Origin of the sequence: Arthrobacter sp. yr096 (assembly GCF_900108925.1) — a bacterium.
GTDB lineage: Bacteria > Actinomycetota > Actinomycetes > Actinomycetales > Micrococcaceae > Arthrobacter.
In genome coordinates, this window is the sequence record NZ_FNYI01000003.1 from 486,763 (window position 1) to 499,418 (window position 12,656).

The 12,656-nt window shown below is 61.9% G+C and carries 11 protein-coding genes; 7 read left to right on the forward strand and 4 right to left on the reverse strand.

Going from position 1 to position 12,656, the window contains the following annotated elements; all coding sequences use genetic code 11:
- Positions 1-84: 84 nt before the first annotated feature.
- Both BMY91_RS10110 and rfbB read right to left on the reverse strand, forming a co-directional pair.
- Positions 85-1,494 carry a sugar nucleotide-binding protein gene (locus tag BMY91_RS10110; protein ID WP_090821440.1) on the reverse strand — a complete coding sequence of 470 codons (1,410 nt, stop codon included), beginning with the start codon at positions 1,492-1,494 and terminating at the stop codon, positions 85-87.
- A 3-nt stretch (positions 1,495-1,497) separates the two neighbouring features.
- Positions 1,498-2,496 (reverse strand): dTDP-glucose 4,6-dehydratase, encoded by a 999-nt coding sequence (rfbB, locus tag BMY91_RS10115; protein WP_090821442.1) that lies wholly within the window; start codon positions 2,494-2,496, stop codon positions 1,498-1,500.
- 53 nt (positions 2,497-2,549) lie between these two features.
- Here rfbB and rfbA point away from each other — a divergent pair, with 53 nt between their 5' ends.
- Complete coding sequence (gene rfbA / locus BMY91_RS10120; protein WP_090821444.1) at positions 2,550-3,416, forward strand: glucose-1-phosphate thymidylyltransferase RfbA; 867 nt, start codon at positions 2,550-2,552, stop codon at positions 3,414-3,416.
- A gap of 7 nt (positions 3,417-3,423) precedes the next feature.
- Here rfbA and BMY91_RS10125 read toward each other — a convergent pair whose 3' ends face one another.
- Complete coding sequence (locus tag BMY91_RS10125) at positions 3,424-4,356, reverse strand: aldo/keto reductase (RefSeq protein WP_090821446.1); 933 nt, start codon at positions 4,354-4,356, stop codon at positions 3,424-3,426.
- A 52-nt stretch (positions 4,357-4,408) separates the two neighbouring features.
- Between BMY91_RS10125 and BMY91_RS10130 the strand changes: the two genes are divergently transcribed.
- Complete coding sequence (locus BMY91_RS10130) at positions 4,409-5,242, forward strand: undecaprenyl-diphosphate phosphatase (protein ID WP_090821448.1); 834 nt, start codon at positions 4,409-4,411, stop codon at positions 5,240-5,242.
- Between the two features lie 15 nt (positions 5,243-5,257).
- A complete protein-coding gene (gene mshC, locus BMY91_RS10135; protein WP_090821450.1) occupies positions 5,258-6,535 on the forward strand; it encodes a cysteine--1-D-myo-inosityl 2-amino-2-deoxy-alpha-D-glucopyranoside ligase in 1,278 nt (425 codons plus the stop codon).
- Between the two features lie 107 nt (positions 6,536-6,642).
- Here mshC and BMY91_RS10140 read toward each other — a convergent pair whose 3' ends face one another.
- Positions 6,643-7,548 carry a PAC2 family protein gene (locus BMY91_RS10140; RefSeq protein ID WP_090821452.1) on the reverse strand — a complete coding sequence of 302 codons (906 nt, stop codon included), beginning with the start codon at positions 7,546-7,548 and terminating at the stop codon, positions 6,643-6,645.
- Positions 7,549-7,578: 30 nt separating this feature from the next.
- On the opposite strand from BMY91_RS10140, the gene BMY91_RS10145 reads away from it, so the two are divergent.
- The 4 genes from BMY91_RS10145 to arc all read left to right on the forward strand — a co-directional run bounded on the left by BMY91_RS10145 (position 7,579) and on the right by arc (position 12,639).
- Positions 7,579-8,391, forward strand: a complete 813-nt coding sequence (locus BMY91_RS10145) for an HAD family hydrolase (protein ID WP_090821454.1) — start codon at positions 7,579-7,581, stop codon at positions 8,389-8,391.
- Positions 8,392-9,555, forward strand: coding sequence for a site-2 protease family protein (locus BMY91_RS10150; protein WP_090821456.1), 1,164 nt, complete (start codon positions 8,392-8,394; stop codon positions 9,553-9,555).
- Between the two features lie 116 nt (positions 9,556-9,671).
- Positions 9,672-10,736, forward strand: a complete 1,065-nt coding sequence (locus BMY91_RS10155) for a tRNA (adenine-N1)-methyltransferase (RefSeq protein ID WP_090821457.1) — start codon at positions 9,672-9,674, stop codon at positions 10,734-10,736.
- Between the two features lie 97 nt (positions 10,737-10,833).
- Positions 10,834-12,639, forward strand: coding sequence for a proteasome ATPase (arc, locus tag BMY91_RS10160; protein ID WP_090821459.1), 1,806 nt, complete (start codon positions 10,834-10,836; stop codon positions 12,637-12,639).
- The last annotated feature ends 17 nt before the right edge of the window (positions 12,640-12,656 follow it).

The following is a 12,656-nucleotide window of genomic DNA, read 5'->3' on the forward strand; positions in this document are numbered from 1 at the left end:
CATCTTGTTCACTTGTGTTGTCTCCCGGCCCGGCCACATTGTGGGCTGCCGTAGGGCAACTTTAGGCCGTTTTGGCGCACTCCGCTAGGTCTGTAAACCAATCACATAGTCAGCAAGGCGTTGGGCAGCAGCGGGTGGATCAAAACCGCTGTCCCGGATACGCGAGAGATCCAGGACACTGCTCCGCGGGCGTGGAGAGGTGCCCGGTTTGGCGTACGCCACGGTACTGACCGGCATTACCAAGCCAGGGTCCGTCCCGCACAAGCGATATACCTCTTGGGCAATGTCCGCCCAGGACTGCCGTTCGCCGCTGTTGCTGAGGTTGTACGTGCCGTAAGGGGCGTTGGTGGTGAGCAAATGCCGGATGCCCGCGGCGATGTCGGTGGCGAAGCTCAACCGGCCCCATTGGTCATCCACCACGGCGGGCGAGGCTCCCCGAGCCGCCAGCCCAACCATGGTGCGCACAAAGTTGCGGCCTTCGCCCACCACCCAGCTGGTCCGCACGATGTAGTGCCGTGGCACCGTTGCCGCAGCACCATCGCCCGCCGCTTTGCTCTGGCCATAGACTCCCAGCGGCGACGGGCTTTCGTCCTCCCAGTGGACGTCTGCGGTTCCGTCGAACACGTAGTCGCTGGAGAGATGGACCAGCGTCAGTGAATGCTCGACGGCGGCACGCGCCAACCGGGACACCGCACCTGCGTTGACACGCCAGGCAGCTGCGCGCCCTTCTGCGGTCTCCGCGGCGTCCACACCAGTGAAGGCCGCTGCGTTCACTATGGTGGAGTACTTCCGCCAGTCCCGCGCCGTGTAGGCCTCTTCGGACGTGATATCGAAATCTGCCCGGCCGGCGAACTCCACCGTCGTGTCCCCGTGGAACGCCATTCGCAGGGCCTTACCAAGTTGGCCGTCCGCGCCCAGGACCAGCGTGCGCCGGCCCAGCATCGGAACCACGTCCGGCAGGCGTGGATGGGTTCTGTCCTGTGGAGAAACAATTGCCTTGTCCAAGGAAATCGGCCATGGGACAGCCGTTTGTTCATCAGCCAGGTTGAGGAACGTGTAGTCCTTCTGTGCCTCCGCGCTCCAATGGTCGTTGACCAGATAGGTGTAGGCCGTATTGACTTCCAGGGTCTGGAAGGCGTTGCCAACCCCGCGGGGAACATAAATCGCATCCTGGGCCGTCAGCTCCGCGCAGAACAACGTCCCGAACGTGGGCCCTTCGCGAAGGTCCACCCATGCGCCGAAGACCCGTCCGGAGGCGAGCGAAATGAATTTGTCCCACGGTTCGGCATGGATACCTCGGGTAGTGCCTCGCGCAGCGTTGAAGGAAATATTGTTCTGCACCGGGCCGAAGTCCGGCAGCCCGGCCGCCAACATCTTCTCCCGATGCCAATTCTCCTTGAACCAGCCCCTGTGGTCCCCGTGGACGGGCAGCCCAAACAACAGCAGTCCGGGGATGGGTGTGCTCCGTGAGCGCAATTGCTGGGCAGGATCCACGGGTCAGTGGCCTTGACCGGCATATTTTGTTTCAGTGGCGGCTTTCTGGGGCCTCCACCAATGGTGGTTGGCCTTGTACCACAGCACTGTGTCAGCCAGCCCTGATTCAAAATCTGAATACCGGGGCCGCCAGCCGAGTTCCCTCCGGAGTTTGCTGGAGTCAATCGCGTAGCGAAGGTCGTGGCCGGGCCTGTCGGTCACCAGATCGTAGGCATCGTCGGGCTGACCTGCGAGCGAAAGCAGCAACTCCACCACCTCGCGGTTGGACCTCTCGCCGTCGGCTCCTATCAGGTACGTTTCACCCACGCGGCCGCCCTGCAGGATCGCCCACACGGCCGACGAGTGGTCCTCCACATGGATCCAGTCCCGGACATTCCGCCCGTTGCCGTACAGGCGCGGCCGGTTGCCATCCAGGATGTTGGTGATTTGCCGTGGGATGAACTTTTCCACGTGCTGGTAGGGACCGTAGTTGTTGGAGCAATTGCTGATGGTCGCCTGGAGACCGAACGAACGGACCCACGCCCGCACCAGCAGGTCCGAGCCGGCTTTCGTGGCCGAATACGGGCTGGTTGGCCGGTACACGGAGTCTTCGGTAAAGCGGTGCGGATCATCAAGGGACAGGTCTCCATAGACCTCATCTGTGGATATGTGATGGAACCGGGTGCCATGCTTTCGCGCGGCCTCAATGAGCGTGAAGGTCCCCATCAGGTTGGTATCCACGAAGGGGCGGGGTTCCTGCAGGGAGTTGTCGTTGTGGGATTCGGCGGCAAAGTGAACCACGGCGTCGGTGTCAGCCACCAGCGGGTCCACCACGCCGGCGTCGCAGATGTCGCCATGGACGAAGTCGAATCGTTCCGGCGGCAGCCCGGCGAGTGATTCCATGCTGCCCGCGTAGGTGAGTTTGTCCAGGACCGTGACATGCAGGCCGGTGTGCTCCATGATGTAGTGGACAAAGTTGCATCCAATGAATCCGGCCCCGCCGGTGACAAGGATTCTCTGCATGGCCCTAGAGTAGCCGTCCGCGGCGAGACTGGGCACAGGTGAGGACGGCTGGTTTGCGAGGAATTGTTCTTGCAGGTGGAACGGGTTCGCGGCTCCATCCCATTACGCTCGGAATCAGCAAGCAGCTGGTTCCCGTGTTCGATAAGCCCATGATCTATTACCCCCTGTGCACGCTGATGCTGGCAGGGATCCGGGATGTCCTGGTCATCACCACGCCAGGGGATGCAGAGCAGTTCCAACGGCTCCTCGGTGATGGTTCCCAGTTCGGCATCAACCTCAGCTATGCGGAGCAGCCGACGCCGGATGGTCTCGCCCAGGCGTTCATCCTGGGGGAAGACCACATTGGAAGCGGCAAGGTAGCGCTGATCCTCGGCGACAACATCTTCAACGGCCCAGGCATGGGCAACCAATTGCGCCACTACGCAGACGTCGATGGCGGCGCCATCTTTGGTTATTGGGTCAAGGACCCGTCCGCTTACGGTGTGGTGGAGTTCGACGACGACGGCCTGGCGGTTTCCATTGAAGAGAAGCCGGCCGTCCCCAAGAGCAACTATGCCGTCCCCGGTTTGTACTTTTATGACAACAACGTGGTTGCCATGGCGAAAGACCTCAAGCCCTCTCCGCGTGGGGAGTTGGAGATCACGGACATCAACCGCCAGTACATGGAACTCGGCCGGTTGCACGTACAGAAATTCCCACGGGGTACTGCCTGGCTGGACACAGGAACGTTCAGCGACTTGAACGACGCATCAAACTACGTCCGCACCACGGAAAACCGGCAGGGTTTGAAGATCGGCTCACCGGAAGAAGTGGCATGGCGGATGGGCTACCTGACCGATGATGAGCTTCGCCGGCAGGCTGCCAAACTCTCCAAGAGTGGCTATGGGAGCTACCTCCTGGACATCCTGGACCGCCAATAGCACCACATTACGTGGCGGAAACATCCTCGAGCGCGCGGGCAATTTCAGCTGGCAGAACCGTCAGCTGCGCGTCCAGCACTTCCTTGAGTTGGACGGCATTCCTGGCACCGACAATGGCCGTCGCAACGCCGGGACGGGAGAGCAGCCAGCTCAGGGAAACGTCCAAGGGAGACCGCCCCAGGCCGCGGGCGGCCATTGCCACTGCCTCCACCACCCGGGAAGCTTTGGGCTCGAGGTAGGGCTCAACGTAGGCAGCGAGACGGCTCTGGGCCGCACGCGAGTCAGCCGGAATCTGCCCGCGGTATTTGCCGCTCAAGACCCCTCGCCCCAAGGGAGCCCAGGCCATGAGGCCCAGGCCCGCATCCTCAACGGCTGGAATCAGTTCCTGCTCCGCCCTGCGTTGCACCAAGGAGTACTCCGACTGGTTCGCCACCAAGGTGAACCCGGCCACGGCAGAGGCCTTTGCCGTCTGCCATCCGTTGTAGTTGGAAATTCCCACGTAGCGGGCACGGCCGGTGCGCTGGGCCAGTTCAAGTGCTGACAGTGTTTCGTCCAACGGCACGTTGGCGTCCCACTCGTGGGCGAACCAGATGTCGATGTAGTCGGTACCCAGTCTGGCCAGGCTGGCGTCGAGGGCGGACAACATCGCCCCGCGGGAAGCGTTGATGCTGCGCCTGGAGTCCGACGACGACACGCCGGCTTTCGTGGAGATGACCAGCTCTGAGCGGGCCACCACGTCACCCAACATGGACCCCAGCATCGCTTCAGCCTGCCCCTGGGCGTAGGACGCCGCGGTGTCAACAACAGTGCCGCCGGCAGCAACGAACGCGTTTAGCACTTCTGCAGCGTCCTGTTCATCTGTTTCCTGGGCCCAGGACATGGTTCCGAGGGACAAAGAGGACACACGGAACCCGCTGTTTCCGACATAACGCTGCTGCATAGCTGCTAGCTTACGGGCAGTTCCCAGACTTCATGACGTAGGGTCTATTCACGTGAACTGGATAGAAGCAGCCTTGCTGGGCCTGGTGCAGGGCCTCACCGAATTCCTCCCGATCTCTTCAAGCGCGCACCTGCGGATTGTCGGCTCCTTCCTTCCGGGGGCCTCAGATCCCGGCGCCGCTTTCACTGCAATCACGCAGCTGGGTACCGAAACCGCTGTGATTGTGTACTTCTGGCGTGACATAGTTCGCATCGTCCGTGCGTGGTTTGGGTCCCTCACCGGCAAAGTGGAGCGCAGCAACCCGGATGCCCGCATGGGATGGCTGGTCATCCTGGGCAGCCTGCCGATCATCGTCCTGGGTTTGTTGTTCCAAGACCAGATTGAGTCCGTGTTGCGCAGCATGTGGATCGTTGCCACCATGCTGATTGTCTTTGGCATGATCCTGGCTGTTGCCGATGCCACTGGCCGCCAGGAGAGGGATCTCACGCAGCTGAGCTACAAGCACGGCATCCTGTACGGTTTTGCGCAGGCAATGGCCTTGATCCCTGGCGTCTCCCGGTCCGGTGGCACGATCACCGCCGGCCTGCTGATGGGCTACACCCGCGAGGCCGCTGCAAGGTACTCCTTCCTGCTGGCCATTCCAGCAGTGTTCGGCAGCGGGCTCTACCAGCTCTACAAGACAGTTTCCAACGAAGGATTGTCCGGACCTTACGGGCTTCCTGAGACCGCCCTTGCCACCGTCATCGCTTTTGTCGTGGGCTACATCATCATCGGCTGGTTCCTGAAATTCGTCTCCACGCGCAGCTACAGGCTCTTCGTTTGGTACCGGATCCTCCTTGGCCTGGCGTTGTATGTCCTGCTCGGTTTCAATGTGATCAGCGCCTAGCACTAAGGTTGAGTCGTGAAATCGTGGACCTCCCGCCCTGTTCCTGAGCTGCCCGGCAGCATGCCGCAACTACGCCTGTTCGACACAGCCCTTGGCCGTGTGGTGGAGGTTGAACGGCAGCCGGAGCAGTCCATGTACGTTTGCGGCATCACTCCCTACGACGCCACGCACATGGGGCACGCTGCCAGCTATGTGGCCTTTGACCTCCTGAACCGTGTCTGGCGTGACGCCGGCATCCGCGTTTCCTACGTCCAGAACGTCACGGATGTGGACGACCCCCTGTTGGAACGCGCCACGGCTACCGGCGTGGATTGGCGCGAGCTGGCGCAGAGCCAGATCGACTTGTTCCAGACCGACATGGACGCCCTCAACGTTTTGGCGCCAGACCATTACGTCGGTGCTGTTGAGGCAATCCCGGACATTGTGCCCGCCATCGAGCGCCTGGTCGCCGACGGCGTCGCCTATCGCGTTCAGGGTTCGGACGGTGAACCTGATGGCGATGTGTATTACGACGTCGAAATGGCCGGCAAACGCTCGGACGCCACCGATGCCTGGACCCTGGGCGACGTGTCGGGTCTTGGCGAGGCGGAGATGTTGACCCTCTTCGCCGAACGCGGTGGAGACCCCGCGAGGCCGGGTAAACGCAATGCCCTTGACCCCCTGCTCTGGCGTGTAGCCCGCGACGGCGAACCCAGCTGGCCGGGCGCAACGCTAGGCGACGGCCGGCCCGGTTGGCACGTTGAATGTACGGTCATCGCTCAGAAGTACCTTCCGGCACCATTTACCGTCCAGGGCGGCGGCTCAGACCTGGTGTTCCCGCACCACGAAATGGGCGCAGGCCACGCGTACTCCCTTTCCGGCGTCCCGTTGGCAAAGCACTATGCACACGCCGGCATGGTGGGCCTGGACGGCGAAAAGATGAGCAAGTCCAAGGGCAACCTGGTTCTGGTTTCCAAACTCCGCGCGGCCGGAGAGGAACCTGAAGCCATCCGTCTGGCCATCCTTGCCAACCACTACCGTTCTGACTGGTCGTGGACGAATGAGGAGTTCAAGGCCGCCAAGGACCGGCTCTCGCAGTGGCGCCTTGCCCTCGCTCACGCTCCGGAGGGCTCTTCAGGACCGCTGGTTACCGCTATGCGCAACGAGTTGTCCAACGACCTCAACGCACCCGGAGCCATCGACGCAGTCGATCAGTGGACCGCGGAGGCTCTGCGCACCAAGGGTGACACCTCGGAACAGGACCAGGCAATCATTACCGATGCCATTAATGCCTTGCTCGGTGTAGAACTCTAGGCTTTCTCATCCCGGGAGACAGCAACGGCCCTGACGTCTTGTCAGGGCCGTTGCTTTTTGTTCGCAGTCTTTACAGGACCTCAGGGCCGCCTCGCATCAGCCGTGCTTCAGGGCCGTTCTTTGCCGCGCCTCTTCAGGTATCGCTCAAACTCGCGTGCGATCGATTCACCCGAGGCTTCCGGGAGATCCGCCGTGTCCTTGGCTTCCTCCAATTGCCGCACGTAAGCAGCAATTTCGGGGTCCTCCGTGGCTAGTTCGTCCACTCCGCGTTCCCAAGCCTCCGACTCTTCGGCCAGTGCCTGATTGTCGAGGGGGACTTGAAGCAGATCCTCCACCTTGTGCAGAATCGCGAGCTGGGCCTTGGGGGAGGGAGGCTGGGCAACATAGTGCGGTACTGCCGCCCACAACGAAACCGTCGGCAGCCCTGCCAGCATGGCAAACTCTGCCAGCACACCCACAATCCCAACCGGTCCCTCATACTGGGACGCTTCCAGGTTGAGGCGCTCACGCAGCGAACTGTCCTCCGTGGTGGTGCTGACCGGAATGGGGCGGCTATGGGGCACATCGGCCAGCAAGGCACCGATCAAAATGACGGAGTCCACTTTGAGTGCTTCCGCGTGGACCAACAATTCCGTGGTGTACGCACGCCAACGGTATGAAGGTTCAGTGCCGAGCACGAACACCACATCCACGTTGCTGTCCGGAACGGCCGCCTTGTAGATGCGGGTGGAGGGCCATTTGACCTTCCTGGCACCGGATGAGGTACGCCTGACGGTGGGCCTGGTGAACTGGAAGTCGTAGTACTCCTCGGCGTCCACCGTGGCCACCTTCTTGCCGTCCCAGAGTTTGTTCAGATAGTGCAGCGCATCGCTGGCGGCCTCGCCGGCATCATTCCAGCCCTCGAATGCGGCAAGCATTACGGTGACACGCTGGCCGTCCGCCGGTTCCTTGAGGAAACGCTCGGGCTCCGCGGTGATGTCCTGCCCTTCGGGGGTCCCGTCCACACTGTTCATTCACTCACCCTACGTCCAAGACCGTGATGGATGCATGGCATTTCACGCCGAAGCGTGTCCGCGATTCGCCCACAGCGCAACCCGCGGACAGCCGCCCGCCAGGTTCCACGTAGACTTGAAACCATGCATTCCTCACCCAGCCAGCCCCTCCTCAAAGCCGTGCTCTGGGATATGGATGGCACACTCGTGGACACCGAACCCTATTGGATCGCGGCCGAGCGCGCGCTGGTGGAGTCGCACGGCGGAACCTGGTCCCACCAGCAGGCCATGCAGTTGGTCGGGCAGTCCTTGCTGCATTCGGCGGCAGTCCTCCAGAACGCAGGCGTCAAGCTCGAGGCCCGTGAAATCGTTGACACTTTGAGTGCACAGGTCATCGCCCAGGTCCGCAAAGAGGTCCCGTGGCGGCCCGGTGCCCGCGAACTGCTGGATCAGCTCCACGAGGCAGGAATCCGCTGCGCGTTGGTCACCATGTCAGAGGGTCCCTTGGCCGGAGTCGTCGTGGAGAGCCTTCCCAAGCCGTACTTCGAATTCATGGTCACCGGGGATACCGTCACCAACGGAAAACCGCACCCGGAGGCCTACCTGACCGCAGTTGAACGTCTCCGACTGGATGATCCCACCCTGACAATCCACCACTGCGTGGCGTTGGAGGACTCCGTGCCTGGAGCTACAGCAGCCATCGCGTCGGGTGTGGTCACAGTCGGCATTCCCCATCAGGTACCGCTGCCAGAGGACCACCGCATGGTCACCTGGGACACCCTGGTAGGCAGGACTGCCGCGGACGTCGGCCAGCTTGTGGATGACCGCTTCACAGCAGCAAACCTGCTTGAAGGGGCAAACTAGGTGAGCAGTTCCCCCGCGCCGCATCATGCTGCCACCAAGAAGGATGGCATTCCGCTCGGTAAGATCGCCGGCGTTCCGGTTTACCTCGCCTATTCCTGGTTCGTTATTGCGGCCATCACAGTGGTCTTCTACGGTCCGTCCGTCATGGATTACTTCCCGGGCATTGGCTACTGGGGATACCTCGTTGGGCTCGCGATCGCATTACTGCTCGCCATTTCAGTCCTCGTGCACGAAATGGCCCATGCATTAAGCGCCAGGGCGTTCGGTTGGCCGACAGAGAAAATTGTGTTGAACCTGTGGGGAGGCCATACGCAATTCGAAAACTTTACGGCTTCCCCCGGACGCTCGGTCATCGTTGCCCTTGCCGGACCGGCCTCGAACTTCGTCATTGCGGGGATCATGTGGGCTGTTACGGTCACGGGGATGCTCACTGGCGTGCCGCGCATGCTGGCGGACATCCTGATGCTGGCCAACCTGGTGATCGGTATCTTCAATGTCCTCCCGGGCATGCCTCTCGACGGTGGGCGCCTCGTGGAGTCGGCCGTCTGGAAAGCCACCGGTAGCCAGGACAAGGGAACCATTGCTGCAGGTTGGTCCGGTCGGATCATCGTGGTGGCCCTGGTTATCTGGTTCATTGTTGTGCCTTTCCTCAAGGGCCAATTACCGGACCTGATGTACACGGTGGTCACCATCCTCGTCTGCGGCTTCCTGTGGATGAGCGCTTCCAGCTCAATCCACCACGCCAAACTCCGCAGCCGCCTCTACTTGGTGAGCGCCGCCGGCCTGGCGGAACCCGCCGTAGGCGTGCCGAATTCAGCCTCCGTGGCAGACGTCCTGGCCGTTTCCCCGGCCGGAAGTCCCGCCGTCGTCATCTGCGGACCGGACGGCAAGCCGCAGGGCGTCGTGGATCTGGGTGCAGCTTCCGCTGTGCCCGCGCACGCGATCACGACGACGCCCGTCACTGCCGTTGGGCATGCCCTGGCCGCCGGGGCTTATGTCCCGGAATGGTCCAAGGGGCAGGAACTCATCCAGTACCTGTCGCGGCTTGAGGGAGGCGAATACGCTGTGGTGGACCACAACGGCATCGTTACCGGTCTTCTCCGCCAGCAGGCCGTGGTGACGGCCATAACAGGTAAGGAAGCCCGCCGAAGTGGGCGCGCCTGACTCCTGTGCCGGTAGAGTTGCATGCCGGCGGTTCACCACCGACCCCAGAGATTTTTTGGCGCCCACCAGCCAGCAAAAACGTTGCGGCCCAGCCGTACAGGAGCGAGGAACAGTACATGAGCAGCGAAACCGCCGCACCCGAAGCCAGCGCAGGTTCTGATCAGCCCGGCACCGGCACAGCAGTGCAGCCGACGGGCGCTGCGCGCCGCCGCGGACCCTTCCGCGTGGGCGAGCGGGTGCAGCTCACGGACGAACGTGGCCGCATGAACACCATTACCTTGGAGGTGGGCGGAGCTTTCCATACTCACCGCGGCTTCCTAAACCATGATGAGATCATCGGCAAAGTGGACGGCTCCGTGGTCGGCAACAACGTCGGCCAGCAGTACCAGACGCTGAGGCCGCTGCTCTCGGACTTCGTCTTGTCCATGCCGCGCGGTGCAGCAGTCGTTTACCCAAAGGACGCTGGCCAGATTGTCACCATGGCTGACATTTTCCCCGGCGCACGCGTCGTGGAAGCCGGCGTCGGCTCCGGCGCCCTGTCCATTTCGCTGCTGCGTGCTGTAGGGGATGGCGGGTACCTTCACTCCTTTGAACGTCGCGAAGAGTTTGCAGACATCGCCCGGGGAAATGTGGAGACCATCTTCGGCGGCCCGCATCCCGCGTGGCAGATCTCGCTGGGCGACTTCCAGGAAGAGGTGGTCAAGGCCGAGGCCCCCGGCTCCGTGGACCGCGTGGTGCTGGATATGCTCGCTCCCTGGGAGTGCTTGGACGCCGTAGCCACAGTTCTGGCACCGGGCGGAGTCTGGATCAATTATGTGGCCACCGTCACCCAGTTGTCCCGCACCGCTGAAGCCATCCGCGCGGATGGACGGTTCACCGAGCCTGACGCTTGGGAATCGATGGTTCGCGGGTGGCACCTTGAAGGCCTGGCCGTTCGCCCGGATCACCGCATGGTTGCCCACACCGGCTTCCTCCTGGTGACACGCCGGCTTGCCGATGGCGTCAAGGGGATCTCCGTGAAGCGACGCCCCTCCAAGACTGAGTTCAGCGAGGAAGACCTCAACGCCTGGACCCCCGGCGCAGTGGGGGAGCGATCAGTGTCGGACAAGAAGCTCCGCCGCGCTGCCCGTGATGCCATTGCCGGAACCAACGTCCAGGACGATCCTCCGGTCACAAACTGACAAAGGTCACAATAGAGTCCGCATTCCGGATGTCACCAAGCACCCTGCGCTTTTCGGGACTAAGGTCTTGTTAAGCGCAGGAAGGGGCTGATGAATCGTGGATACGTCAAACAACGACCTTGGGCGGCCGACGCCGGAAGAACCAGACGCAGCGAAAGAAGCGGCGAGCCGGGGGCTTGCCGCTGTTCAACCGCCAGACCCTTCGAGTGAACTGACTGTTGCAGAACGGCAGATCAATATTCTCCGGGACAAGCTTCGCCACATTGACCGCCAGTTGGCGGCCGCGACGCAGAACAACGGCAAACTCGTCAGCATGCTGGAGACAGCCAAGGCCGAGATTCTTCGCTTGAAGGGCGCCTTGGAGCAGGAGGGCCAACCACCCTACAGTTTCGGCACCGTTGTGCAGATCAACCCCCGGAAGCAGCCCTCCGCCGGCAACTCCGGCCAAGCTGCCACCGAAGAGTCCGTGGACATTTTCAATTCAGGCCGCAAAATGCGCGTAGGCGTGAGCCCACTGGTCAACATCAACCAGCTGGCCGTCGGTCAGGAAGTGCTCCTGAATGAGGCATTGCTGGTGGTGGCCGGACTTGGCTACGAGCGTGCCGGTGAACTGGTCACGCTTAAGGAACTACTCGGCAAGGACCGCGCCCTGGTGGTGGGCCGTGCCGATGAAGAACGCGTGGTCCGGCTTTCGGGAGCACTCCAAAACATCCATCTGAAAGTTGGGGACGCGCTGTCCCTGGACTCACGTACTGGCTACGCACTGGAGAAGGTCCCGCGGGCCGAGGTGGAGAACCTCGTCCTGGAGGAAGTCCCGGACATTACCTACCAGGACATTGGTGGCCTCGGACCGCAGATTGAACAAATCCGTGATGCTGTGGAGTTGCCCTTCCTGCATCCGGACCTTTACCGCGAGCACGGGCTCAAAGCCCCCAAGGGCATCCTGCTGTACGGCCCTCCCGGGTGCGGCAAGACCCTCATTGCCAAGGCTGTTGCGAATTCCCTCGCCGCCCGCGCTGCCGAACGCGCCGGAAACACGGACCTCAAGAGCTACTTCCTGAACATCAAGGGTCCGGAGCTCTTGGACAAGTACGTGGGAGAGACCGAGCGGCACATCCGCCTCATCTTTTCCCGGGCCCGTGAAAAGGCCTCCGATGGCAGCCCCGTGGTTGTCTTCTTCGATGAGATGGACTCACTGTTCCGCACCCGCGGTACCGGAGTCTCGTCCGACGTCGAAACCACCATCGTGCCGCAATTGCTCAGCGAGATCGACGGCGTCGAGCGGTTGGACAACGTCATCGTCATCGGCGCTTCCAACCGCGAGGACATGATAGATCCCGCAATTCTTCGTCCGGGTCGGCTCGATGTAAAAGTGAAGATCCAACGCCCGGACGCCGAGGCAGCCGCGGACATATTTGCCAAGTACATCACCACGGACCTGCCCTTCCATGACCAGGATCTGGCCGAGTACGGCGGCGATGTTCAGGCGACCGTGGACGCCATGGTCCAGCGCACCGTGGAAGCAATGTATTCCACAGAGAAGTCCAACGAATATCTCGAAGTCACCTACGCCAATGGTGATACCGAGATGCTCTACTTCAAGGACTTCAACTCCGGTGCCGTGGTGCAGAACGTCGTGGACCGTGCAAAGAAATACGCCATCAAGGACCTCTTGACCAACAATCAAAAGGGCCTGCGGATCGAGCATTTGCTGCGGGCAGTGGTGGATGAGTTCCGCGAACACGAGGATATGCCGAACACCACCAATCCGGATGACTGGGCCCGAATCTCCGGCAAGAAGGGTGAACGGATCACCTACATCCGCACGATCGTTCAGGGCAAGGCCGGGCAGGAACCGGGCAAGTCCATTGAAACCACTGCCAATACGGGCCAGTACCTGTGACAGCAAGACCCGAAGGT